Origin of the sequence: Bacillus sp. FJAT-27225 (assembly GCF_001685025.1) — a bacterium.
Classification (GTDB): Bacteria; Bacillota; Bacilli; order Bacillales; family Cytobacillaceae; genus Bacillus_D.
Window position 1 is genome coordinate 356,556 of record NZ_MAYU01000022.1, and the last position, 24,760, is coordinate 381,315.

At 44.1% G+C, this 24,760-nt stretch carries 25 protein-coding genes; 8 read left to right on the forward strand and 17 right to left on the reverse strand.

Features of this window, described 5'->3' with window-relative positions; translation table 11 throughout:
• Positions 1-11: 11 nt before the first annotated feature.
• The 3 genes from A8F94_RS17955 to A8F94_RS17965 all read right to left on the reverse strand — a co-directional run bounded on the left by A8F94_RS17955 (position 12) and on the right by A8F94_RS17965 (position 2,791).
• Positions 12-737: an EcsC family protein gene (locus tag A8F94_RS17955; RefSeq protein WP_066203469.1), complete on the reverse strand. Its 726-nt coding sequence runs from the start codon at positions 735-737 to the stop codon at positions 12-14.
• Between the two features lie 109 nt (positions 738-846).
• Complete coding sequence (locus tag A8F94_RS17960) at positions 847-2,058, reverse strand: ABC transporter permease (RefSeq protein ID WP_066203474.1); 1,212 nt, start codon at positions 2,056-2,058, stop codon at positions 847-849.
• Entirely contained in the window at positions 2,051-2,791 is a 741-nt protein-coding gene (locus A8F94_RS17965; protein WP_066203477.1) for an ABC transporter ATP-binding protein, read from the reverse strand. Before A8F94_RS17965 ends, A8F94_RS17960 begins: the two co-directional genes overlap by 8 nt.
• Before the next feature lie 1,046 nt (positions 2,792-3,837).
• On the opposite strand from A8F94_RS17965, the gene A8F94_RS17970 reads away from it, so the two are divergent.
• Positions 3,838-4,263 carry an HIT family protein gene (locus A8F94_RS17970; RefSeq protein WP_066204060.1) on the forward strand — a complete coding sequence of 142 codons (426 nt, stop codon included), beginning with the start codon at positions 3,838-3,840 and terminating at the stop codon, positions 4,261-4,263.
• 144 nt (positions 4,264-4,407) lie between these two features.
• Entirely contained in the window at positions 4,408-4,950 is a 543-nt protein-coding gene (locus A8F94_RS17975) for a tryptophan transporter (RefSeq protein ID WP_066203480.1), read from the forward strand.
• Positions 4,951-4,999: 49 nt separating this feature from the next.
• Here A8F94_RS17975 and A8F94_RS17980 read toward each other — a convergent pair whose 3' ends face one another.
• Positions 5,000-5,185, reverse strand: coding sequence for a hypothetical protein (locus A8F94_RS17980; RefSeq protein WP_066203483.1), 186 nt, complete (start codon positions 5,183-5,185; stop codon positions 5,000-5,002).
• A 247-nt stretch (positions 5,186-5,432) separates the two neighbouring features.
• On the opposite strand from A8F94_RS17980, the gene A8F94_RS17985 reads away from it, so the two are divergent.
• On the forward strand, positions 5,433-5,840 hold the full coding sequence (locus A8F94_RS17985) for a YtxH domain-containing protein (RefSeq protein WP_066203486.1): 408 nt from the start codon (positions 5,433-5,435) through the stop codon (positions 5,838-5,840).
• Between the two features lie 287 nt (positions 5,841-6,127).
• Positions 6,128-6,700: an HTH-type transcriptional regulator Hpr gene (locus A8F94_RS17990; RefSeq protein WP_066203489.1), complete on the forward strand. Its 573-nt coding sequence runs from the start codon at positions 6,128-6,130 to the stop codon at positions 6,698-6,700.
• Here A8F94_RS17990 and A8F94_RS17995 read toward each other — a convergent pair whose 3' ends face one another.
• Positions 6,701-7,036 carry a DUF1878 family protein gene (locus A8F94_RS17995; RefSeq protein ID WP_066203491.1) on the reverse strand — a complete coding sequence of 112 codons (336 nt, stop codon included), beginning with the start codon at positions 7,034-7,036 and terminating at the stop codon, positions 6,701-6,703.
• Between the two features lie 158 nt (positions 7,037-7,194).
• On the opposite strand from A8F94_RS17995, the gene A8F94_RS18000 reads away from it, so the two are divergent.
• Positions 7,195-7,374 (forward strand): hypothetical protein, encoded by a 180-nt coding sequence (locus A8F94_RS18000; protein WP_066203493.1) that lies wholly within the window; start codon positions 7,195-7,197, stop codon positions 7,372-7,374.
• 152 nt (positions 7,375-7,526) lie between these two features.
• Here the strand turns inward: A8F94_RS18000 and A8F94_RS18005 are convergent, their stop codons facing one another.
• A complete protein-coding gene (locus A8F94_RS18005) occupies positions 7,527-7,616 on the reverse strand; it encodes a YjcZ family sporulation protein (RefSeq protein WP_066203496.1) in 90 nt (29 codons plus the stop codon).
• A 219-nt stretch (positions 7,617-7,835) separates the two neighbouring features.
• Between A8F94_RS18005 and A8F94_RS18010 the strand changes: the two genes are divergently transcribed.
• Entirely contained in the window at positions 7,836-8,732 is an 897-nt protein-coding gene (locus tag A8F94_RS18010) for a peptidylprolyl isomerase (RefSeq protein WP_066203502.1), read from the forward strand.
• 48 nt (positions 8,733-8,780) lie between these two features.
• Here the strand turns inward: A8F94_RS18010 and A8F94_RS18015 are convergent, their stop codons facing one another.
• The 4 genes from A8F94_RS18015 to A8F94_RS18030 form a co-directional block, all read right to left on the reverse strand.
• Entirely contained in the window at positions 8,781-8,966 is a 186-nt protein-coding gene (locus A8F94_RS18015; RefSeq protein WP_066203504.1) for a sporulation YhaL family protein, read from the reverse strand.
• Positions 8,967-9,164: 198 nt separating this feature from the next.
• Positions 9,165-10,109: a 3'-5' exoribonuclease YhaM gene (gene yhaM / locus A8F94_RS18020; RefSeq protein ID WP_066203506.1), complete on the reverse strand. Its 945-nt coding sequence runs from the start codon at positions 10,107-10,109 to the stop codon at positions 9,165-9,167.
• 51 nt (positions 10,110-10,160) lie between these two features.
• Positions 10,161-13,151 carry an ATP-binding protein gene (locus A8F94_RS18025; protein WP_066203509.1) on the reverse strand — a complete coding sequence of 997 codons (2,991 nt, stop codon included), beginning with the start codon at positions 13,149-13,151 and terminating at the stop codon, positions 10,161-10,163.
• A 19-nt stretch (positions 13,152-13,170) separates the two neighbouring features.
• Complete coding sequence (locus tag A8F94_RS18030; protein ID WP_066203512.1) at positions 13,171-14,391, reverse strand: metallophosphoesterase family protein; 1,221 nt, start codon at positions 14,389-14,391, stop codon at positions 13,171-13,173.
• A gap of 181 nt (positions 14,392-14,572) precedes the next feature.
• Here A8F94_RS18030 and A8F94_RS18035 point away from each other — a divergent pair, with 181 nt between their 5' ends.
• A complete protein-coding gene (locus tag A8F94_RS18035; protein WP_066204062.1) occupies positions 14,573-14,758 on the forward strand; it encodes a YhzD family protein in 186 nt (61 codons plus the stop codon).
• A gap of 149 nt (positions 14,759-14,907) precedes the next feature.
• On the opposite strand, the gene A8F94_RS18040 is transcribed toward A8F94_RS18035, so the two are convergent.
• The 5 genes from A8F94_RS18040 to A8F94_RS18060 form a co-directional block, all read right to left on the reverse strand.
• Positions 14,908-15,696 (reverse strand): enoyl-CoA hydratase, encoded by a 789-nt coding sequence (locus tag A8F94_RS18040; protein ID WP_066203516.1) that lies wholly within the window; start codon positions 15,694-15,696, stop codon positions 14,908-14,910.
• 146 nt (positions 15,697-15,842) lie between these two features.
• On the reverse strand, positions 15,843-17,375 hold the full coding sequence (locus tag A8F94_RS18045) for a coproporphyrinogen III oxidase (protein WP_441294202.1): 1,533 nt from the start codon (positions 17,373-17,375) through the stop codon (positions 15,843-15,845).
• A gap of 195 nt (positions 17,376-17,570) precedes the next feature.
• Complete coding sequence (locus A8F94_RS18050; RefSeq protein WP_066203519.1) at positions 17,571-18,437, reverse strand: Cof-type HAD-IIB family hydrolase; 867 nt, start codon at positions 18,435-18,437, stop codon at positions 17,571-17,573.
• 367 nt (positions 18,438-18,804) lie between these two features.
• Positions 18,805-19,161: a YlbF family regulator gene (locus A8F94_RS18055; RefSeq protein WP_066203522.1), complete on the reverse strand. Its 357-nt coding sequence runs from the start codon at positions 19,159-19,161 to the stop codon at positions 18,805-18,807.
• A gap of 106 nt (positions 19,162-19,267) precedes the next feature.
• Complete coding sequence (locus tag A8F94_RS18060; RefSeq protein WP_254660893.1) at positions 19,268-20,404, reverse strand: DUF445 domain-containing protein; 1,137 nt, start codon at positions 20,402-20,404, stop codon at positions 19,268-19,270.
• 182 nt (positions 20,405-20,586) lie between these two features.
• Between A8F94_RS18060 and A8F94_RS18065 the strand changes: the two genes are divergently transcribed.
• Positions 20,587-21,948, forward strand: coding sequence for a YheC/YheD family endospore coat-associated protein (locus tag A8F94_RS18065; RefSeq protein ID WP_066203525.1), 1,362 nt, complete (start codon positions 20,587-20,589; stop codon positions 21,946-21,948).
• Between the two features lie 346 nt (positions 21,949-22,294).
• Here A8F94_RS18065 and A8F94_RS18070 read toward each other — a convergent pair whose 3' ends face one another.
• Together A8F94_RS18070 and A8F94_RS18075 are read right to left on the reverse strand one after the other, a co-directional pair.
• Positions 22,295-23,923, reverse strand: coding sequence for a hypothetical protein (locus A8F94_RS18070; RefSeq protein ID WP_066203528.1), 1,629 nt, complete (start codon positions 23,921-23,923; stop codon positions 22,295-22,297).
• Positions 23,924-23,925: 2 nt separating this feature from the next.
• Positions 23,926-24,723: an ABC transporter ATP-binding protein gene (locus A8F94_RS18075; RefSeq protein ID WP_077247801.1), complete on the reverse strand. Its 798-nt coding sequence runs from the start codon at positions 24,721-24,723 to the stop codon at positions 23,926-23,928.
• Positions 24,724-24,760: the final 37 nt, after the last annotated feature.

Consider the following 24,760-nt stretch of genomic DNA (forward strand, 5'->3'; position numbering starts at 1 on the left):
GAACAAGTAAGTTAAATTTCAGTTTGCCTTTCATTCATCAGCCTCAGACGGTATGCATTCATTGCGGTTGCTCCCAGATGGCCAAGCAATTTGTTATTGGCAACCGCTCCTACAACCGCCCCTATGCCAGGAACGAGTTGAAGCATTTTTGCCAAATCAATGTAATCCCTGTACTCCTGCTGGAATTCCCGCCAGTCCATGTCCGCAACTGACTTCTTCGTTTCCTGCCACTTATCGATGATATCCAATGTTTCAAAGCGAGTCTCATCACTGGAAAATGCCAGCAGGAAAACATGCAGGATAAATAGCCTCTCTTCATATTCATCCGTATCGAAGCCATAAACTGAAGCAAGTTCAAAAAGGAACTTCATTTTTATCGTCAAAAGAAGCGGAAAATCAGCGAGGCCGAGCAAAAGGCCTCCCGCCCCGGTTCCGGCACCTTCAATCATCGCCGTCTTCTGATATACATTCAGCCTCTTTTCCGCTTCCTCATCCATCGCTTGAAGAGACGGTCGCGGATAAGCCGGTTTTTTCGTCGTAAAGCCCGAGCCTGCAAGTGTTGCTTTTACCATTCCTTTAATAGCTTCTGTTAGCGCAGAATGGACCTTCTCGGGAATCATTCGATTCATTTTCGTCTGTGCTTTTTTTGAAAGCCGGTTAAGAAGGCCCGAACGGGAGGACAGCTTCCACTTCCACTCCTGCACTTCCCTATGCACCTTTTGTTCGTACGCATTCATTTTGCCCACACCTTTTTTAAATTTAGTACGTATGTTACGGAGCGAACAGCTCTACGGTTTCAAAAAATAACGTAAAAAGGAAAAGCGCCAAAATGACGCTTCCTTAATCTCACTTTTTCAGTTTCCTTCCACTATAAAAGCGCACAAATGCATACGAGAAAATCGTGCCTGCGACGAGCGAACCAAACCCGGTTATGTACGCGCCTGAAATAAATATCGCAACCGAAAAGGCTATTGTTTGAATCCCAAGAACCACACCAAGCAAAAGCTGGAATGCCGCTAACCTGGTTGTTGGGCGGATAGGATATAATTCTCCCCAAAAATTATTCTGATGATGTGAGGCTAGGGGCATAAGTTGAAAGCCGGTTAAATAAAGGAATAAAAGCGCGAGAAAAATTTGCGCAGGCCCATATGGAATGAACCATATGCCAAGGATGCCAATGGCTGTCAGCCTTACCGTAAGCTCCAGGTAATCACCGGAGCGCAAATAGGTCCTTGACAATAAATAAAGTTGAGCATGCTCCTGCCCATACTTGATTCTGGCTAGCAGGAAATCCAGCCAGGCACGCCTCTTGACGCTTTCCTTTATTGCCGGGACATCGGTAAACATATTGGCAAGCCTGTAAAAGGCATTCATCCTTCTTTCTTCCCCAGCAATCAACGCCTCCCACTTCAATCCTCTCTGCCTTGCAGCAGACAGGAAATACCCAAGATAAGAAAGCATCAACCCGGCAACCGGGAATAGGAATAGCCACCCATTCCAGATAAACAAAAGGTAAGCAAACGTGACATTTATAAAAAACCTGACGATTCGGTCCATCGGCAGCTTTGGAGTGTCTCCCTGGAAGGATGCTTTCCACTCGGCTGCAATGTTCCATGCCTTTGCCGCAAGCAAAATCATTAAAAACGGCAGGAACATCCCAAAGCCTACATTGCCTGTCCTTGCCAGAAGGGGCATGAAAACAGCCAACAAAAGCAGTAAAACATATGCATGCAGCACACCGCTCACAATTGCAGACCGCAAAAAGTAGCCTTTAAGCTTGTCTTCGACCGGAATAAGAAACACTTTATCAGGTTCCTTCAGGAAATTGTATACCGGGCTGACTGTCAAAAAGAATCCGAATACGACTGCCATAATCCATTCAGAAGGGAAGCCTTGATCCAGTGTCTTTAGCCACTCTTGATAATAATACGCTGCAGTGCCAACCAAAAACAGGAGCACAATGACGAGATGACCATTGAATATATATTTCAGGTACCGGCTTAAGTCCTTCATGCGCTGGCCGGCCCGTTCTTTCCAAAGCTTATTGCCGTCAAACATGGCTTTCTTCCTTTGTCAGCTGGATATAAATATCATCCAGAGTTGCACCCGGCATTGAAAATTCGGATCTTAAGTCTTCAAGAGTCCCTTTTGCCCGTATTTTTCCTTCATGCAGGATTACAAAACGGTCGCAGTATCGCTCAGCGGTAGCAAGTATATGGGTTGACATCAAGATGCCCGCCCCATCCTCTTTCATTTTTCGCATTAAGTCCAGCAAGGATTGAATCCCAAGCGGATCAAGGCCGACAAATGGTTCATCGACAATATAAAGCGATGGCTGGACCAGGAATGCACACATAATCATTGCCTTTTGCTTCATCCCCTTTGAAAAATGGGCCGGGAACCATTTGAGGCGTTTTTCCATCCTGAATTCTTTTAATAAAGCTGGCATTCTTTCCTTGTACTGGCTCCGTTCAAGCCCGTAGGCCATGGCAGTCAATTCAAGATGCTCTTCAAGGGTCAATTCCTCATACAGGATCGGCGTTTCAGGAATGAATGTAAATTGCCGTCTATATGCTTCTTTTCCTTCAAGAAAAGACTTGCCGTTTATCCTGATTTCACCCGAATGCGGCTCCATAAGGCCGATGACATGCTTAATGGTTGTGCTTTTGCCAGCCCCATTCAAGCCGATCAGGCCAACCAGTTCACCTGAGTTTAGTTCAAACGATACATCCTTTAAAACAGGATTCCTTGTGTATCCACCAGTTAAATGTTGAATTGATAATAACGTCATGGCAAAACGCCCTTCCTAAACTTAATCCATTATAGTTGATAACCTGAAAATCGGGGATAATTCCCACAAACGAACGTATCTTTATTTTAGCAAAAATTGCCCCTGCTTTGCGAATGTTGAGACAGAAGCCGTCCATAGTGGCAACTCATTCCAATCATACTTTTTCCGCAGGCGGGGATTCTAATCTATGAAGGGGAACCAACAGCTATTGTGAAGAGGGGTGTCTGTCAAAGACAGTTTCCATTCAATAAAAGCTGCTTCTCATCACGTTCTACATGAGGGGATGGTTGTCTTGCACAGGCCTTTAGTCTAGCGAGCACCGGACTGCTTGACTTGCAAGCAGCATTTCACAAAAAATGAGGTGTTTACCAAAGAACCATCAGACTGATTTATATGTTGTCACACAACTATAAATGTTTGGAGATGGTTAGCTTGGACAAAGTAAAGGAAAGCCTGGACATTTCATTTCAATGAAAATGAGGTGTTTGTCAAAGAAACTTCCTGAATGAACGCACACAGAAGATTTCCCCTTCAACTGGGCGGGAACCAATGGGTTCCTGCCCTTTTAGCTGTTAAGGGGCGGAGCTCCGCATCTATATATGATTATAAATGCGGTTTTAAGAAACTTTTTATTTGGTGATTAAACCTTTTTCCCTCGCTACTCTCCACCACCTTTTTTAAATTACCTTTATCACTGTTTTGCACCTCTTCCCCCCGGCGTTATCAACCGCCTTTTTAATTTGGTGGACTTCGCATTAGACTACCAAAAGTTCTAAATATATTTGAACGAAGAAATAATTTCCTCAATTACATGTGAGCGGAAGGCGCGAAGACTCCTGTGGGAGAGAAGGGACAGTGGGAGACCCCACAGGCGCTAAAAGCGCCGAGGAGGCTCCCCGCCCGCCCACGGAAAGCGAAGCGCCTGGAGCGGAAATGGCAAATTCCATTTGGGTGTTTAGAACCCTCCGCCTTTTCAATTGATTTATTTCTCTCCCGAGAGAAATTATGCTAAAATGCAGGCAAAACCGATGAAAGGCTGTGAGACGATGGACAATTGTATTTTTTGCAAGATCGTAAAAGGGGAAATTCCTTCTGCCAAGGTATATGAGGACGAGCATGTTCTCGCATTTCTTGATATAAGCCAGGTCACCAAGGGGCATACACTCGTCATTCCAAAGGTACATAAAGAAAACATTTTCGAACTTACACCTGAAATCGCTGCGAATTTATACAGCAAAGTGCCGGCTATTGCCAATGCATTAAAAGACGAGTTCTCCCCGGTTGGACTCAATACGTTAAACAACAACGGAGCGGAGGCCTACCAATCCGTATTTCACTTCCACCTTCATCTCATTCCCCGTTACGGGAAGGATGATGATTTTGGACTTAAGTGGGGCAACAATCAGGCAGACTATACAGGTGAGCAACTAGCTGAAATAGCAAATGCGATTGGAAGGCACCTTAAGGGGTAGCCGTCCACGAAATAATCTGAAAATTCATCTTCCCATTCTTTCAGGGAATGTGATATAATGACAACAAGTTTTTCGCTGCAGGCATTGAGCGCACTGCAGGAGGAACCAAAATTTTAGCTTAGATAAGCTGAGGAGAGATGAGAATTGAATACAAAAAATCTTGTTGCACTATCTTTATTGATGGGGATCGGTGTTGTCCTTCATTCAATCATTCCCGGAATTGGGAACGGAATGAAGCCAGATATGATGCTGACCATGATGTTCCTTGGGATATTGTTGTTTCCTGACAAAAAGAATGTTTTGCTTGTCGGACTCGTTACAGGCATTTTATCGGGGTTGACTACCAGTTTCCCTGCAGGCCTGTTCCCAAATATCATCGATAAGTTTGTGACTGCATTCGTATTTTACTTGATGTTCCTTGGATTGAAGAAGTACGGCAAAACTGTTGCTGGCGCAGGCGCTTTGACTGCTGTTGGCACATTGGTTTCAGGGACTGTGTTCCTAGCTTCAGCTGTTATAATCGCCGGCTTGCCTGGCGAAGCTACATTCATGGCTTTGTTCGTTGGGATTGTGTTGCCGACAATTGCTTTGAATACGATTATTATGGTTGTCGTCTACCCAATTGTTCAAACAATATTGAAGCGGACCAGCTTTGCAGCCCGTCCTGCCATTCAGGAACAGAAATAACAAATTGATAGAACCCGCGAAAGCTTCGCGGGTTCTTTTTTTAACACGATCAGTGTTTGATGAGCCAGGTAACTGCGCCGACGAAAAAAAATATCCCCGCACCCGCTGCCATCTGAACAGCCCTTCTTCTGACAAGCTGCCTCGGCGGATACATTCCGCCCTTCGCATACAAAACAATAAAATAAAGGCAGCCAAGTATAAACAGCGAAGCCAATGCAAAGAAAAATGATGTCAAAATTTAACCACCCCAATTCTAAAAGACAAACAGCGCATCTAAACTTCACTGAGAAACCCATAATTCCAAAACCATCCATTGGAAAAGCTATATTCCTCTAAATATATATGTACGCATACACCTGCCTATGAAGGAAGGTTTAGTTTAGTGAATTTGTGATATTTACTATATGGAGAGATTTGGCATGCTTTTCACATTTTGGGTACAATAAAGAAAAGTGAATACATGCAGAAAGGTGTTGAAAAATATGGGAGCTAAAAAATTCCTGTATGGTTTCCTACTTGGAACCGCAGCTGCCGGAATTGCAACTTTGTTTACTACCCCAAAATCAGGGAGTGAATTGAGGGAAGATATCAAACAAAATAAAGACCTATACCTCAATCAATTAAAGGACTTAAAAGCGAGTATCATGGATGTTAAAGACGCTTCGTTACACGCTACAAAAGAAGGCCGTGTCCACCTTTCTTTCTTTATCAATGAGGTCAATACAGCAATAAAAAGATGGCAGTCGGACACTTTGCCACAGCAAATTGAAATTCAAAAGGAAATTAGCGAAATTGAAGCTGCGATCGGCCAGCTGGAATCGGAGCTTGCCTCACAGGGATTTTCAAAGGACGGCCAACAAGAGAGCAAGGATGAAGTGGCATCAAGATGATTCGACTTCCTTCTCCCTTAATCGGGAGGAGGGTTTTTAAAAAATGTTCTATCATACATACTCTCGACACAGGTGGAATAATATGTCGAAAAAATATTTTGCTCAATTTCTAAAAATTTAGTAAATTTATATCTTTATTAATTTTTGTTTTATTGGCATAATGTTAATATAGAAAAGAAAGGCGATTTTCTTAAGTGTTGTATGACAAGCCCTTTTTTCACACGAAAAGGGAGATTGGTACGAACAGGGGCAAAGGGGAATAGATTTTTAGAGAGGTGAATGAAGGGATGGCCGAAAGACATTATAATGTAAAGGAAGCAATGCTTTTTAGCCAAAGGATCTCGCAATTGAGCAAGGCACTTTGGAAATCTGTTGAGAAAGATTGGCAAAACTGGATCAAGCCTTATGACCTTAACATCAATGAACACCATATTCTTTGGATTGCGTATCATTTAAACGGTGCTTCAATATCGGATGTGGCCAAGTTTGGTGTTATGCATGTTTCAACCGCTTTTAATTTTTCCAAAAAGCTTGAGGAGAGGGGTCTCCTTCAGTTTTCAAAGAAAGAAAATGACAAACGGAATACGTATATCCAATTAACGAAAGAAGGAGAAGCGCTCTTGCTGGATTTGATGGAATCCTATGAACCTAGTACAAATTCAGTTTTTTCCGGCGCGCTTCCATTAAGGGACTTGTATGGAAAATTTCCTGATATCATTGAAATGATGGCGATTGTCCGCAATATCTATGGCGATGACTTTATGGAAATCTTCGAAAAATCCTTCCACAACATTGAATGTGAATTCAGTGAAGAAGAAGGAAAGCTCCGTAAAATTGGAAAATCCGAAGAACTGGTATAGTTACGTAAATTTCTTGAATTCATTCATCAACGGTATAAATATTTTTTGCTTCATGCAAGCGTTAACAACTTCACTGGGATTTAACTTTGAAGACAATGAGGCTGCAAACTCCTCGAAAAGCGGATGAAAATGTAAAAATCCTTCCGCTTTTTGTTCTTCCATCAATTTGCTCAATCTCTCACACAAATCAAAGAGTTCTGCTGTTTCCCGTTCGGCCACATTCCTTTTTACAAGCAATTTATTCAGTTCATACTCAGGTTTCTCAACAGCTTCAGCCAGAAGCCGCATATGGTACTCTAATACTTGAATCCGTTCCAGCAAATCCCTGCTTTCCATTTACAGACCTCGTTTCCGCACATATACCATTCTATTATTTACCGAATCCATTCCGGAGTAAACAAAAAAGCGCCGAAGAAAGAGAAGTATTTGAACTTCCTTTTTTGGACGGTTTTTGTTATTGTAAATAGCATGAGAAAAACAAGGGGAGAGTCGGGATGTTTATCGTTTATGCCGTATTTGCTTTGTTTATTTTATTTTCTATTAACAAATTGACCAACTCCCTCTGTATCCAGAAGGAAATTCCGGAGGAGAAGCAGCCTGGCCTTTTCCGGACCATAAATGTACTGGTTACGATTTTGTTGGTTTCGTCCTACGTCGAAGTGCTATTTACGTGAACGGCTTGGTTACAAAACTTAAAAATTAATAGCGGTGGGTTTGCTGCCCACCGCTTTTTTTATGTTCTGTGTTAGCCATCCCCCAGCTGGGGATTATGATTGCAATTTTAGGAACATGGAGCCAAACCGCCCATGTCCCATTGCACTATCGATTATAGCCAGGCAGCGCCTACAATAACCAACAGAATAAACAGAACTACGATTAAGGCAAAGCCTGCACCGTAACCACCAGATCCACCCATACTGGCACCTCCTTTCAGGAAGTTACCATATACTATTCATTCTGCATCCATTTCGAATAGGCGAATATCCATTCCTTATATATTTATTGAATTCCTTTTCCCACCATTTTTGTTTACAGATTGGTTTTGAAAATTTTTGGCATGCCTGTCCATTTATGTTATAGTATTGGATGTGGGTTGAAAACCTGCTGGAAATTTACTTTTAGGAGAGATCACATCATGAAAAAATGGATGCTTGCGCTTGCTCTCACTGGCGGGGTTCTAACCCTTGGTGCTTGCAATAATACAGATAATGGAAGCGGTGAAGTTGTTGCCGAATCCAAAGCTGGCGATATCACTAAGGACGACCTGTATAACCTTATGAAGGACAAGTATGGCAGCCCAGCCCTGCAACAGCTTGTATATGAAAAGGTACTATCTGATAAATATAAAGTCACTGACGAAGAAGTCGATAAAAAAGTGGATGAATTGAAAAACGACCTTGGCCCCAACTTTGAAATGGCACTTGCCCAATATGGCTTCAACAGTGAAGATGATCTGAAGGAAACATTCCGCATCGGCTTACTTCAAGAAAAAGCTGCCCTTAAAGACGTGGAAGCCACTGAAGAAGAAATGAAGGAATACTACGAAAACTACAAGCCTGAAATCAAGGCACGCCATATTCTTATTGGAACTGAAAATCAAACACCTGAAGCTGCTGAAAAGACAGCAAAAGAGGTAAAAGCAAGGCTTGATAAAGGTGAAAAATTCGAGGATGTAGCCAAAGAAGTATCAACTGATACCCTTTCCGCTCAGGAAGGCGGAGACCTAGGCTGGTTCCAGCCTGGTACTGGCAAAATGGTGCCTGAATTTGATGCAGCTGCTGCAAAGTTGAAGAAGGGTGAGATTAGTGCCCCTGTCCAAACAGAATACGGCTATCACATCATCCAGGTTACTGACATCAAAGAAAAGAAATCGTATGAGGACATGAAAGACGAGATCGAATACCAGGTTAAAGTTGCGAAGCTGACACCTGAAATGATCAATGAGGCAATGCAGCGTGAACTTAAGGATGCCAAAGTAAAAATTAATGACAAAGAACTTAAGAATGCATTGGAATCAAATCCACAACAATAAAATGCAGGGGGACTCCGAATGGAGACCCCCTTTTTATATTATAATACTTTATATTTCTCCACTCTGGAGACCCCGCCTTTCCCTCTCCAGTTCAAGCCGTCTCATGTAAACCTCGCCTTCCTTTTCAATCAGTTCCATCTCCTGTTTCCGCTCTTCTTTACCGGTCTTGACTGCCATCACTGCGCTGATTGCAATGCCAAGTACAATTGAATAAATCCAAAGAGGTATAGTCATATTCGCTGCTCCTTTCCCTGTAATGGTTGTCCGCTACTGTAAACATATTTCGACCAGTGATCATTTATGCTTCTTCAAAGTGACTTTCGCGGCCACTTTTTCTAACTTGGATTCGTTTACCAAGCGAAACAAGGCATAGACAAACCTTTTTATGGAATAAAGAAAGGAACCTGCTGATCGTGCAGGTCCCTTCCTAACTTACTTATGAAATGTTGGTTTGTAAAATGAGCGATTGTCGAGGGCAAAAACCCGCTCGGAAAATTCGCCTGGGCGAACTCGTTCAAGTGCGCCGTCAAGCATGTTCATTTTTGCATCCAGGTTATCAATGTAATGCAGAATTTCTGCTTCCTTGATCAACGGCGGCTTTGGGCTGCCCCATTCAGCTTTTCCATGATGGGAAAGTACCAAATGCTGAAGCACAAGAACTTCTTCTCCCGTGATTCCGAGTTCATCGGCACCCTTGCCGATTTCATTCACCATAATGGTAATATGTCCAAGCAAATTCCCTTGTACCGTGTAAACGGTGGAAACCGGTCCGGATAGTTCCAGAACCTTGCCCATATCATGAAGGATGATGCCTGCATACAGCAGGTCCCTGTCAAGGCTTGGATAAAGACTGGAAATTGCCTTTGCCAAATCAAGCATGCTGACAACATGGTAGGCAAGCCCAGAAACGAATTCATGATGGTTTTTGGTTGCTGCCGGAAATTCCATGAAAGCCTGCTGATGCTTCCTCATGAGGTGGCGGGTAATCCGCTGGATATTCGGATTTTTCATCTCAAATATATACTGTGTAAGCTTTCCCGCCATTTCCTCCCTGGATAGCGGAGCAGTTTCAAGGAAGTCATCCAGTTTGACCCCATCCTGTGGGCCGGCAGGACGGATTTGCCTGATTTTCAGCTGATTTCTGCCTCTATAATTCTGGATATCTCCAATTATCTTGACAATACTTTGTGCACAGTAGTTCTTCTCTTCTTCTTCGCCTGCATCCCATAGTTTTGCCTCAATATCACCACTCTGGTCCTGGAGGATCAAGGTCAAGAATGGCTTCCCATTGCTTGCAATCCCTTTTGTCGCGGTTTTTATTAAAAGAAATTGTTCAACCTGTTCACCGGTTTCATATTCTAGTATCTTTTTCCCCATAAGCTCGCGCTCCTTCCCATACCATCACTATATCATAGAGTTTTAAAAGTTTTATCTCCTAATAGTTCCAGCAGGCTCCTTGCCAAGCCTGTGGATTTGGCGGCTGTCGAATTGTCCAAGGAGATGCTCGTGGCAAGTAAAAAACAATACCTGCCTGTTTTCAAGGTTTTTTAACAGTTCAATAACCCGTTTCACTCTGTTTCCGTCAAAGTTTACAAAACTGTCATCGATAATGAATGGAAATGTAAATTTTTCATAGATTGTCCCGGCCAGAGCCAGCCTCAAGGCTACATACACCTGTTCAGTTGTTGCCTGGCTTAATTCATTCGCTTCAAAACGTGTAAGGTCCTTTCGCTCAATTAAAAATCCATTCCCGTCCGGGGCAATGTATAGTTTGATATAATTGCCTTCAGTCAAATAGGCCAAGTATTCCTCTGCTTTCTTTAGCATTTTCGGAAGATGGTATTCCTTAAATCGGTCTGTCGTCCGGTTCAGCAAATCCTTCGCAAGCTGCAAAACAGCCCATTCCCTGGCCTCCTCCTCTGCTTCCGATTTAGCAAGTCTGAATGAATGAAGCAATTCCGAGTATGTCCCTCCTTCTTCCAACACTGAAATTTCATGTTGAATTTCCGGAAGCTTTCGCTGAAACCTTTTAACTAAAGCCTCTTTTTCAATCTTTTTTTGCTCAAGCACATGAATACGCTCATCTGTATCCAGCATCATTAGAAGAGCCTGCCGCTCAGAATCTGGTATCGAAGAATAAGAGAGTTCCCTTTTAATATTGGTTAATCGTTCTTTCATTTTCTCGATTTTAGCAGCCATCTCTCCGAGTCTGAAAAAGGCTTCTTCATCCTCTGCCCCTGCCTGCCTGATAAGACTTGCAATTTCCAGCTGTCGGGATTCCCTCTCCTTCTTTTGTTCCTCAAGGTCTTGTTCAATTTCCTTAACATTTCCAGCCTTCTCATTAAAAAGAATGCTTTTCTTTCTTTCAGCCTCCAACTCGGCCTTCGCGAGCTGGCCTGCGACAAGAAGGTCACTAGGCATGCTTTTCGTGAACAACGGCGACAAATCCGCCCATTTACGTTCCATGCCTGATTCAAATTCCTTCATTGAAGAAGCTTTTTCAAGAAGCCTTCGCTTTGAACGAATGCTGGCTTTACACTCGTCAATCAGCCTGTATGCTTCCATAATCATTTGCCTGCCAATTTGTTCACTAATCCTTAATTCCCCCGAAAGTCTGGCAATGTTTTTTTCCAGTTCCCGTTCGTCCCTTTCTATCTGTTCGAATCTTGCCAGGACCTTCTCAAATTGCATAGTTTGCTGTTCCAGCCTGACTGCAAGGCTATGAACCTTGCTTTTCTGCTGGTTGTCATGTTCGAGCCTGATTAACGCTTCGCCTGCAGAACTTTGGTTCATACTGGCCAATTCGGCTTTAAGCTGCTTTGCTTTTTCTTTTTCCTTTAAAAGTTGTTCCTGTTTTGCTGCTGGCTTTCGTTTCTTTCCAGAGTTTATAAAAGCTGCCCCGGCAAGAATCGCGCAAACCAATCCTACACCTGCCAGCGGGAATTGCTGAATGGCCAGTCCATAAACAAGGACCAGGATACCTGTAACAAGGATACAACTGCTTAATATTTTAGTCCGCTTTTGATAGTGTGCTTCTTCCCTGGCAGCTTCTTCAAGAAGGGTGATCTTTTCATGGCAATCTTCAAGCCGCCTTTCCATCTCTGCTTTGTTTACGATTCGGGAAGCCTTTTCAAGTCTTGTGCGCTCTGTCTCCGGAAGCAGCGAAGCTTTTGCGGTTTGGAGCTCTGATTCAAGTTTTTCGAGAGCGGATTTTTCATCCTGGAAGCTTGCATCAAGCTGGGCTTTTAAATTATCCAGCCTTTGCCTTGTATTGGCTACCTCTTCTGCCTGCTGCTTTATGTAAATGTCGGTATTAATTTCTTCAATTTGTTCTTCTTCCAATGTAAAATGAAGCTTTTCCTTCATTACAGCAACTGTCTCGTCAAGACGCGCAATTTCATCACGCAGGAAAATGCCTTCCTGCTTGGTTTGTTCATACTTGGGCAGCTTTTCAAGAAAAGCTGCTATCTCAGGTTCATGGTCAAGGAGTTCTTGATTAACTTTGAGACTGTCAAGCTCTTTCAATAATGCCGTGCGCCGCTGCTCAAGGCTTTCAATTTGAACCTGATAGGGTCCCATCAGCTGCTTCAGGGATTCGAGCCGCTCAACTCCCCTTACAGGAAACTCGAATCCTTCAAAGGTTTGGAGTTCTTCTTTTAGCCCAGCTTCTTCACGGGCCAAATCACCAATCCTCGACCACTCCTTCAGCTTCCTGATTTGCCCGTCTATTTCCTTAAGTTCAGCCTGTAATGTTCGCTGCTCCCTCTCGACAGCATCTTTTTCCTTTATTAAACCCTCATACCGGCTGCTCTTTTCGCTTGCCTTATTCAGGTCTGCTTCAAGTGCTTTCAAAGTCGCCAGCTTTTTGTTCAAGCTTGGTTTTTTGCCAGAAGGTTTGAATCTCGCTTCCAGCTCCTTCTGCAGCTCAATCTCGGCTTTTGCCAGCCTGTCAGTGCCCAGGGTTCCGGATGAGAACAGGAACCTGCCGATATCTTCAGTGTTCATCTGATGGACATTTTGCAAGCCTTGCAGGTTAAAAGAAAAAATCGCTTGAAACATACTTTTATCAAAATTCCCCAGAAGCTTCTTTAGAAGCTGCTCTCCCCCGGATGTTCCATCCTCAAGTGTAACTGATACATCGCCTGCTGCCTTGCCGCGCACTCTCTCAATAAGTGCAACACCATAATCAGGAAGCCTGAGGGTAATCCGTCCCCCATACTTTCCGCCTGTCTTGGGCTCATATCGCAGGTCAAGCTGCTGCCTGGTCGGAAATCCAAATAAAATTCCATGGATGAAAGCCATGATTGTTGATTTGCCAGCCTCGTTTTCACCATAAAACACCTGAAAGTCTTCCAGGTTATCTAGATGGATATTTTCAAGTTTTCCATACCCATAGATGTGAATTTGTTCAATCTTCATGTTTCCTCCTCCTTTCCTGTCAATTTCCTTTCAGAAGTTTTACAATCAGATGCTCTGCCTCCAAGATGAGTTTTTGCTGTTCTTCTTCGGTAGGGCGGTCCAAATACCTTCTTCCCGGCAGCCTCCCATAAACAGGCTCGAGGACATCGTGCCCCTGTTCGAAATGGTCAACAATTTCGAACAGCTCTGAATAAAAGTCAGCCTCTTTACGCAACTCTTCACGTCGCCATGCCACTTCTTCCTCAATCAAGACCTTTATCGTCCAAACAAACGAAGCCTCTTCCTCTTCCCCATCCTGAAGGATATCAAGTACCTCCTGGTATAGGCTTTTCCGTTCCCTTTCATCAGCGACATCTACATCGGTCAGCTTTAATGACAGCAATACCCCGGTATGTTCTTTCCTATGCCTTTCCTTCTCTTCAAGGCAAAGGCTGTATATACCCGAAAAGTCCTTTATCCCTTTCGCACTTATTTCGGTTTCCTTCCAAACGCAATCGTTCATCTCTATAAATTCAAGGGAAGCTCCCATTTCATCGAGTGAAACGAGGTAGCAGCCCTTTTCATCCTTTTCCTTACGGTTCCTGCCTTGAATATTGCCAGGGTAAACCACCGGCGGTTCAGAAGAAAGGACTGCGCGCTTATGAATATGGCCAAGCGCCCAATAATCAAACTGTTTCCCAACCAGCTCTGGGACAGTGAACGGGCTGTAATTTCCATGTTCCGGGCTTGATCCGTCACTGCCATGTAGAATGCCGATATGATAATCACCATTGTTTTCTTTTATGTAAGAATGGACTCTTTTCTCCTTGATATGTCTTGTTCCATAGCTGAAACCGTACAGGCACACGTCCACGCCTGCCCTTGTTATATGACGGAGCATTTCTGTCTCACCGCCAAAAATAAACACGTTGTCAGGCATGGAAAGCTTTACCCAGTCCCCCCCGAGATGATCATGGTTGCCATGAATGGCAAAGACGGGAATAGCGTGTTCCTGGAGCCGTTCCATTTCTTTTCGGAACCTTGATTGGGCCCTGAGGCTCCTGTCCTCCCCGTCATACAAATCGCCTGCAATGATCACAAAATCTACTTGATGATTGATAGCGGCATCGACAATTCTGGAGAATGATTTAAAAGTACTTTCCCGGAGCCGATCCAGTATTGGTTTTGGAACACCGGTCAGTCCAGCCATTGGGCTGTCAAGATGCAGATCCGCCGTGTGAATGAACCGTATCTTTTTCATAACGCCACTCCTTTCTATTATAAATTGGGCATATCGCTAATTCTGTTATAGCTTATTTCCTTTATTCTACCATCCATAAAAAGCGAATGCACGTTCTCTTTAACTAGGACTCTTATTCTTTTTGCGGAAAATTGCTGGATATGCAAAAATGAGGATAGGAATGATATGGGGAGGGAATGAATTGAAAACGTACAAGTTGACGGTTTTTGAACAAGACGGGGAAAAGCTTCTTGATGATTCATTTCAAGCGGAAAACGATGATCAAGCAAAGGAAATGGGAACGAAGACATTGGAAGAAAAGGGGTTTGCCGAGAAGACACATCGCTGCACCTCGCCAAGCGGCAAGCTGATTCTGTTCCATTCCTAAATTTCAGCCTATGTTTCATAAAAGTATAATGTAAACAGAAGAATGGCGCTCGGAGTTTTGTCACTCAGAGCGCCATTCGCTTCAAACCTTATCCCGCATTAACGGGCTGTAAGCCCCTCACCTTGATGCCTTAGAATCGAAGTTTCATTTTATTTCCCTTTAAATCTTGGTTTCCGTTTCTCGGTAAATGCGAGAATTCCTTCTTTATGATCTTCGGTTTCCCTCATCTTCCTCTGGGCATATTTCTCAAGTTCCAATACCTTCAATAAATGCGGGCGATTTAATTCCGCAAGGATTTTTTTGGTTTTAATCATCGCCTGTATTGGCTGCTGCAAATAGTCAGCAATCCTCTTCTGAAGGACTTCCTCCATGTTTTCCGCAACCTCATGAATAAGTCCCTTCTCACGCGCTTCGGCTGCGCTCATCGTCTTCCCTTCCCAAATCAGCTGCTTCGCCTTCATATCCCCAAGGCACTTGGTTAAGAAAAAGTGAGCGCCTCCATCAGGAATTAAGCCAATGCCAATAAAATTCATGGCAAGCTTTGCATTCTGGTCAGCGATAATATGATCGGTTGCCAGAGCGATGCTAAAACCGAGGCCAGCTGCGGCGCCTGAAACAGCACTAATCGTTATTTTCGGAAGGCTATACAATGTAACGATCAATTCATTTATGCAATCCATTATCGAAAAAAATTCATATTCATCATTCAACGACAGCATCGCCTTAATATCCCCGCCTGATGAAAACGCCCTGTCGGTGCCCGTGAGGACAACTATATCAACATCATCCGAATCACTTATTTCCTTCAGCCTTCCAACTAGCCCTTTAATCATCTCTTTATCAAGGGCATTTAAGGCTTCTGGCCTGTTCATCTGTACTGTTGCTACCCGGCCATTTACGGAAACGCTTACTTTTTCCGTCAGACTGTTTAAAGACAACCCCATCGCCTCCTATTTTGGTTTCACTTTTATTATACCTATTGTCAGCATAAGTAGTAAGAATTTTCCCAAAAATAATAAGGACACTATAATTCTATGTCACACATTTGAAAAAGAATTTGACAGGGATATGAAAAAAACCCGCATCACAATGATGCGGGTTCCCCAGCTTTCGAGAATAGTTCTTCAAGGATTTTGATTTTTTCAATTGTATAGTGCTCAAAATTATCGTTATACGATTTTGGGTCCTTTGGATTCGCAAAATGAGTGATTGCACCAGTAACGGGATGGACAAACTTACTGGCTGCACCGCAGCCAAGTCCAATGATTGTCTGCATTTCTTCCATGATGATAATGTTGTATATACTCTCCTGTCCTGGGAACGAGTAGCCAACATTCTCGAGGTTGCCAAGGATGTTCTTTTGCCGGTACAAATAGTACGGCTCATATCCATGTTCTTTCGTCCAGGTTTCTGCAAGGTCCATCATTTTTTCAACCTCGCCCCGGTCCGCAACCCGGTATTTATCCTTATTCTTCGTCATTTCCGAGGCGCGCTTGAATGAAAGGGTATGGACAGTCAGAGATTCCGGCATCAGCTTTTCTGTTTCGTTGAGAGTGTGGGTGAATTCCTTCGTTCCTTCACCTGGCAGGCCAATAATTAAATCCATATTAATGTTGTCCATTCCCATTTCTCTGGCAAGCTTGAATTTGTCAACTGTCTCCTCGACTGTATGATGGCGGCCAATCGCCTTCAAGGTTTGCTGGATATACGATTGCGGGTTAATGCTGATTCTGTTAATGTTCCATTTTTTCAACACTTCTAGCTTTTCAGGAGTGATTGTATCAGGGCGCCCCGCCTCGACTGTGACCTCCCTGATTTCTGTTGCGTCTGGGAAAGACGTATACATTTCCTCATAAAGCATGTCCATTTCGTCGGCCGTGATGCTTGTCGGCGTTCCGCCCCCAAAATAGACAGTTGTAATTTTGATTCCTTTTTCCTTCAGCCATTTGCCCATCTGCCTCATTTCAAAATGAAGTCCGCCAAGGAACGAGTTGACCGAGCCTTGCCGTCCGTTGATTGCATAGGCAGGGAACGTGCAATAAGCGCATTTTGTTGGACAGAATGGAATGCCAATGTAAATACTGACTTCTTTTCTTAAGGAATAAAGGTCAGGAACTGCCGCGAGCTGCCGGTCAACAATCCGCTGCATGAGTGAAGCCTTTTCCGGTGTAATTAAATATTCTTTTGACAATTCCTGCTGGGCAGTTTCAGGGTCTATGCCTTGTCTAAGCTTCCGATGCAAAAGCTTTGTTGGACGGACTCCGGTAAGGATCCCCCACTTCTGGGTAATACCGGTCAGATCTTGAAGCAGCATAAGATACACTTGGGAAACTGCATTTTTCACCTGTTTAAACTGTTCCTTTTCAGGAAGCGACAGGTTAAGCCCGGCCCTATGCTCTGCTGTAATTGGATCATGCCCTGATAGGGATCCAGAGACAACCACTTCCGTTTCTGTTTGTTGCAGGGAGATATCTATAGAAATATCGGCATCTTGTACATTATGAAAATGAACTTGTGATTCTTCAAAAAACAAATTTGCAATAAGCTGGAGCGGCCGCTCAAATCGTGGGTCCGAAAGGCCGGTAATCGAAATATGCACACTCATCCACCTTTTCATTTTTTGCTTCCTTAAGTGTACAAAAACAGCTACCCGGGGTCAACAAGAGTAAAAACTTCCCATGCTAATTTGGAGAATATCCGGAAAATTCAAAGCAAAAAACAGCACAGGCTATCCGTCTATGCTGCTAAATCACTATTTTCACTTTATCCTGTATTAACGGGCTGTAAAAGCCCCACTGATTACGTCTTTCCCTTATTTTATAATATTCATCTTCTTCAAGAAGGCAATGGGGTGCTGCCTCCTGAAGTGTTCCTTGACCATATAGGCTACACCATGGTCACCGACCCCACGGGTTACCCAGTCTGCCGCCCGCTTTACTTCATAAGGGGCGTTCCCCATTGCGACCCCAAGACCGGCAGCCTCAATGACCGGAATATCGTCAACGCTATCCCCAATTGCTACAGCTTCCCTGCAGCTAATTCCAAGCTGGTCGCATAAATAAAGCAAGCCAGTAAGCTTCGAGACACCAGAAGGGACAATATCAAGTCTGAATCCTTCGCTTTGTTCAGCTTTCACTTCAGTGAACATCGCCCCAATTGCAAGGCGTGCGTCTTCCAGATCGTGTTGAGATTCGAAGTACGCTTCAATTTTTGGAGGAGCGACAGGTGTATCGGCCAGTGAATCACTTAAATCGGTGACAAATTGATGAGAATAACCGAGCGGATCACCAGATGTGAAAATCGCTTTAGCCAGCAGGTTATTGTTCAACTGTAGTTTATTTGCCAGCGAAAACTTTTCGTGAACGAGGCGGATCTGGCATGGAAAACTTTCCAAAAACCTAGCAATCTCATATGTTACATCTTCATTTATTCTTTTTACATAAACAGGCTGGTCCTCCGCATTTGCAATATACGCTCCCTGATGGGAAACAAATAGGCCATTCATCTTCAATGCCTTAGCCACTTTCCTGGCAGAAGCATAATTGCGAGATGTTACAAGAGTCACAAAGATACCTTTATTTTGCACATATTGGACTGCTTCCTTTGTGGATTTATGCAGTTTCCCGCCGCTGTCAACAAGCGTTCCGTCTATATTTAACGCAAGCATCCGGTAAATCATCGTTGGTGCCCCCTGTCCTGATGAAATCATTCTTATTCACTCTTATGTAAAACAAGTTTTTTCTAGAACATTAGGCCCAAAATAATATTTCTATTTATGCAAAATCTTAAAAACCCGACAGAGAATTCTGCCGGGTTGAAACACACTATTTATTCCGCATTAACGGGCTGTAAAACCCCCGCCTCAAGGCTGGGGAATCGATGAAGCGTAGGTGGGGGGATGAAGAACCCCCCACTGTTGAAGTTTCACTTTATCCCGCATTAAGGGGCAGTAAGCCTCTTTTCAGAGGCAACTGTCCCTAAATGCCCGATTGGTTCAACTAACAATCAGTGGGGGATGAAGACTCCCCACTGATTGAAGTTTCACTTTATTGCTGCTGCATTGGGCCATACAGTTCTTCCAACGGCTTCATGATAATCCTGTTCAATTCACCGATAATCATTCCCATCCGTTGTTCCGTTTCCATCAAACGGGAAATGGCTGGATGCTGCTGGACAAGCGCTACCGTTTTTTGAGCCTGGTCGACCTCTTCCTGGCTAATCGGCTGGCCAGCCATTTGCTTTTGCTGCAGGTTCATTTGGATCTGCCTGAAATTCTCAAACATTCTGCGCGCTGATTCATCCGCGTTCACCTCATCGTATACCCGCTTCAACTGCTTATACTCATCGCTTTGCCGGACTGCTCTTTCAAGCTCGTTTGCGGCATCATATAAATTAACAGCCATGAAAACACTCCTTAAATTAAATTGCATTCCTGTCCACTATACCAGACACTGCTAATGAAAGAAAATCATATCAGTTAAACCTATGCATCCAAATAATGAACTAGAACTACGAAAACAGGATTGCAAATATTCCCTGGAATATTCCGATTAACCCGCCGAGAAGAGCCCCCAGATAGGTAATCATCTTCAATTCGCTGCGTGTAATCCCAAGGACCATATCCTCAACCCTCTCCAATGAAAAAGTTGCAACCTGGGCACGGACAAGTTCTTTTAAATGTATTTTTTCCAGCATCACATCCAGCCTGGTTGTCAGCCAGTCTCCCATCATGGTAACGAGATTCGGTGCCATCCTTTCAAGTATCGTCTCTTTATACGAAGCCAGCAGCTCGGAAATTGGGGTATCGAGGAGCTTTTCAGTCCCGGCAAGACTCGTTGCATAGTCTTTTAATGTATCCACAACCTTGTCCCGGCCTACCATAGCCTCAATCTCGGACGCATCCCGCTCGAGCAGCTTCGCCCATTCATTCCTAAGAATGCTGGAAATCAGCCCATGCGCCCCTTCGCTTTTAAAAAATTTCAGGATTTCCGGCTGGATGCGGTCGGCAATACTTACATTACCAAGGACCATCTGAAGCATCCCGCCAACCATTCCTTTATCCCGAAAGAATTCGTCAAACATAATTTGAATGCGCAGCTTCCCTTCCTGGCTTGAAAAATAATCCGCCCCTTTGCCAAGGATATACGAGCTGATTTCCGGGATTTTTTTCGACGCACCTTCCAGGAAGGCTTCAGGCAGGACACTGCTGATCGGCTGGCCGCGATATTGGGACATCGCCCGCTCGTAAACACCCTCAACGAGTTTCTCAATCCGCCGGTCAATCCTCGCTGCCCCATCTACTATCCCAGCTTTATCGAGCAAGCCGCCGATTGTCATATCGGACTCGAGAAGCGTCCGCAGCTCCTTTTTAACAAGCTCGGTCATATCGTTCTGAAAATCTTTTTGCAGGAACTTATCTTTAATACTTTGAGGAGTTAAAAGATGCTCTACAACCATCCTCCCCATCTGCTCGGCAAGCTCATCCCGGCGCTTTGGGATCAGCCCCGGCGTGAACGGCACCCGCCACTTCCCGATATAAATAGGGTTGTATGGCCGAAACAGCATCTTTATCGCCAAATGATTCGTAAATCCGCCTATAAGGGCACCTATCACAACCATAAACAATAGTGTCACTAACGCATCCATGTATAGCATCAACCTTTCCAAAAAAATCATCCGAACGTTTTATTTGTCCTTTACATACGATACTATAACAGTTTTTGACCTTCTATACCCTATTTTAACCATCCAAAGACTGGCTCCTTGAAATTTCCCGGCTGGTTCAGGCTGGATTTTTTACTTCCTACACTTGAAAGGATGTGAACAATATGGTGAGGTACTATCCTATTGAAGCCATCGAAGGTGACAAGCCCATTATCCATTTTCCAAAATCTTTAAAGCTGCCGCCTTCCCTAAAAAAAGTGGCGTTTGGATCGGCACAGGTTGAAGCTGCCTTTCTCCCTCACCCCGACAGAAATGAGGAGATCGCCTTATCAAGGTCCATCATTGAATCCTTGCGGCTACCCGAAACCGATCTTAACCTAAGGCCTTATTCCAATCATGATACCCTTTATCTTGGCCCTCTTATCGGGATATTCACGACAGGAGTCCTGGAATCATCCTCAAAGCCTGCGGGAGGGCGAACCGATTATTTCTCCAAGCTGCTTCAAACATGCGAAGCAAATGGAGCGTTCGGCTATTTGTTCACCCCACAATCAATTGACTGGACCACTTTGACAATAAAGGGACAATTCCTGGCAAACGGGATGTGGGAGACAATGCTCCTTCCTTTCCCTTCAGCAATATATGACCGAGTCCCGTCGAGAAGGGCCGAACAGCATCCGCAATGTCAATATGCAAAGGAGAAGCTGACGAAGGAATATAAGATTCCCACGTTTAATCCAGGCTTCTTCAATAAAATTGATATCCATACTAAACTTAAGCAAAACCCTAAAGCCCGCATATATCTTCCCGAAACGACGCTTTTCAACTCCGTCCCGGAAGCAAGGCGGCTGCTTGACCAATACGGCTCTATCTACCTAAAGCCTGCGAACGGAACCCTTGGGATCGGCATTTGCCAAGTTATCGCCGACTTTCCCGGATCTGCCTGCTATTGCCGCTTCCGTAATAAAAAAGGTGAAAACAAGCTTCTGAAATTTCCTACACTTGAAGCACTGGCATCCAAAATGTTCAATTCCAGAACACTGAAAAACCTGCTAGTCCAGCAGAGAATTGCATTAATGAAAGTAGATGGGAGACCTGTCGACTTTAGGGTTCACACGAACAAAGACGGCAGCGGACAATGGCAGGTAACCGCCATCGCTGCCAAACTCGCAGGAAACGGAAGCATAACGACCCATGCCACAAATGGCGGCAAAATCTCCCCGTTGCACGAATTATTCGGGAACGAATCAACTGAAATTGAAACTAAATTAACAAATGCCGCACTCGAGCTCAGCCACATCCTTGAAGAAAAAATCGACGGCTTTGCCGGGGAATTTGGCTGGGACTTCGGCATCGACAAAAACGGACGCGTCTGGTTATTCGAAGCGAACTCAAAGCCGGGCCGCGCCATCTTTCATTACAGCGCCATGCGCCACAGTGAAAAGCAGACAAGGAAGCTCATAATCGACTTTGCGATTCGCCTCGCCGAAAAATCTGCCGTTGCCCCTCAGGAGCTTTTTTTATAAAGTCTCAGATATTATTCATTGTTGTTTTTCGTGTAGGAATGAGAATTCATAGGCGGAAAGTTTCCGGCTAATGTATGTAGAGGTAGCTTATGAAACAGAAATAAGCGGAGATATTCCGATTAACCGCTCTAAATAAATCAAAATCCAATGATTTGGATTATATAACCGGAAAAACATCCCTTATTTTTATGGAAATATCGCTATTTCCCAATTTAGCCGGAATTTTTCCGTTTAGTTTTCAAACAATGAGATCAACGCTTAGTTATAATAGAGCATTTATAAAAAAAAGCTGCGGGAAAATCCCGCAGCTTTGCCTATGCCACCCATTTGGTCATCCTTTGAAGCATTACACCCATATTGTCTTTGACGCCACCCTCCACGAAACAGATACAGCAACAAGCATAATTAAAATATACAAATACGGGCCATAAGGAACGAATGTAAACAGCCAATGGATGCCCATCAGCCCAAACATTGGAATTAAATAAACAAATGTCATTAATCCATTATTTTCCTGGCTCGCCTCGAATGACTCCGAAAAAGGCAGCGAGCCCTTTATGAGTACCATACAGAAAATGCTGTATACAACGGCTGCCAAAAATGCCCCAATCAGGCTCGGCAGAACATCTATCCCAAAAATGAAGCAAAACCCCACAGCGGTCAAAGAGTAAACAGGCAGATAAAGCCGGACAAGAAAAGCTTTCAGTGTACCTCCAAAAAGTGGCGCATTTGATTCGATTGGCACCGCCCTGAATAGCCAGGACGCCTTGTACCGCCCCGAAAATTTCAGCATCATCACTGAGGTCGGTATAACCAGGGCCGCCATATAGATTGACAAATAATATTTGCTTTCCGATAGCTCTCCAAAGGAGCTCCATTGCAGCTGGTTCAATACAAGGATCAGCGGTATCATCACAGACAATCCTATCGATGGATAGACCTTCAGGCGAAAGTCACGCTCACTCTTCATCATCGCCAGTGCAAACCGGTAAAAAGCCCTTTCGACCTTATCAGGGCAAATCAGTTTTTCCGATAGTGTATTGAGTGGCGGGACACGAACACGGCTCGGCCCGCTTCCCGCCGCTAGCTTTTGCATTTTTTTCTCAAACGAGGGCATCAGACGGATATAAACGGCTAAACCTATGATCGGACCAAGAAATGCCAGGGCAGCAAATACGCCAAGCTCCTGGCTTTTCGTCCCGTTTAGAAATAGTTCAAAAAGTGACGCCAGCCACACGGGAGGAATGAATGCCTGCCACCACTCGGGCTGGACAGCTTCACCAAAATTAATAAATTCAAAGGTCCTGCCGACAAGCTGATAGCCAAGCGCAAGTGAGACTGTCAGCAAAATCTGTATATAATTAATGATGTCCCTCATTTTCTCGCCGTCAAAAAAGCGGAGAATAAAATAATAGACGAGAGCAGTCACAGCTATAATCAATAAATCCACGAGAATTAGAGAAACAAGTAAAAGCAGGAAGAAAACCGGTCCATGAACAGTCAGCCCTACGATCAGCGATGCGGCAGCCAATGCCATTGTTAAAAAAAACATATAAACGGAAATATGGACTGCCCGTGCCATACTGACCGTTTTCCGGCTTACCGGCTTGGGGAGCAGGATTGTCCGATCACGCACATCTAAGAGGACCGAGGAAAAATCTGAAATAAGCGATGTCATTAAAATGAACATCAATGCCCCAAAATAAATCGTCATCTGCAGCAGAAAATGGTCACCCAACAGGATAATCGGCATGAGAAGGAGCCCGAATAACCCATACAGCCACAGTGATTTGATAAACTTATTTTCTTCCTTATCCTCCTTCTTTCGCATCCCGCCAAGGATAACAGGAGCCCTGCGGCCATCCATTGCCAGCTTTACAGCCAATATCGCGCGCATCATCTTGTAATCCGCTCCGAGTCTCTCAAATAACCCGCTAAACTTGTCAAGGAACTTCAATGTCCGGAAATCTTGCAAGATTACACCTCCCTGACAATTGATACAAACTCGTCTGCCAGCTGGCGATATTCATCAAATCCTGTCAATTGATTGAAGATTTGTTCCAGCGAGCCTTCCTCACTCCTTGCCTTCAATTCCTCAAAACTGCCATCAGCAACAATTACCCCGCCATTTATCAGAACAATCCGGTTACTGATTTTTTCAACGACATCCATAATATGCGAAGAGTAAAAGATTGTTTTCCCGCTTGCGGCCAGCTGGGAAAGGATTTCCTTGAAGATCATGACCGAATTTGCATCAAGCCCGCTCAAAGGCTCATCGAGGAAAAGAAGCTCCGGGTCGTGCAGCATACTTGAGATAATCAGCACCTTTTGCTTCATGCCTTTTGAAAACGAGGAAATTCGGCTGTAAAAAACATTGTCCAGTCCAAATGCCTTCATCAGCTTCTTGGCCTTCTCCTCTGCCCTTGATGCCTCCATCCCGTACAATTCTCCCACGAAGGTCAGATACTCAATGGCAGTCAGATTATCGTAAAGTTCGGCTATCTCCGGGACATAGCCAATCTTTTGCTTATAACTGTTATCATTTTGATTTAACGATACTCCGAAAATCTTTATTTCCCCTTCATAGCCTTCTTCAAGGCCTAGAAGCAGCTTAATGGTTGTGCTTTTCCCTGCCCCATTCGGCCCAATATAGCCAATAATCTGGCCCCGGGAAACTTCAAGGTCAATTCCTTTCAGGACTTCCTTATACCCGTAGCTTTTCTTCAGCCCTTTTAAAGAAAGGACCGCTTCTTCTGTATGTAAAATAAGGATCACCCGTTTCTGCTAGTCTAGGATTATTTTAACACAATGT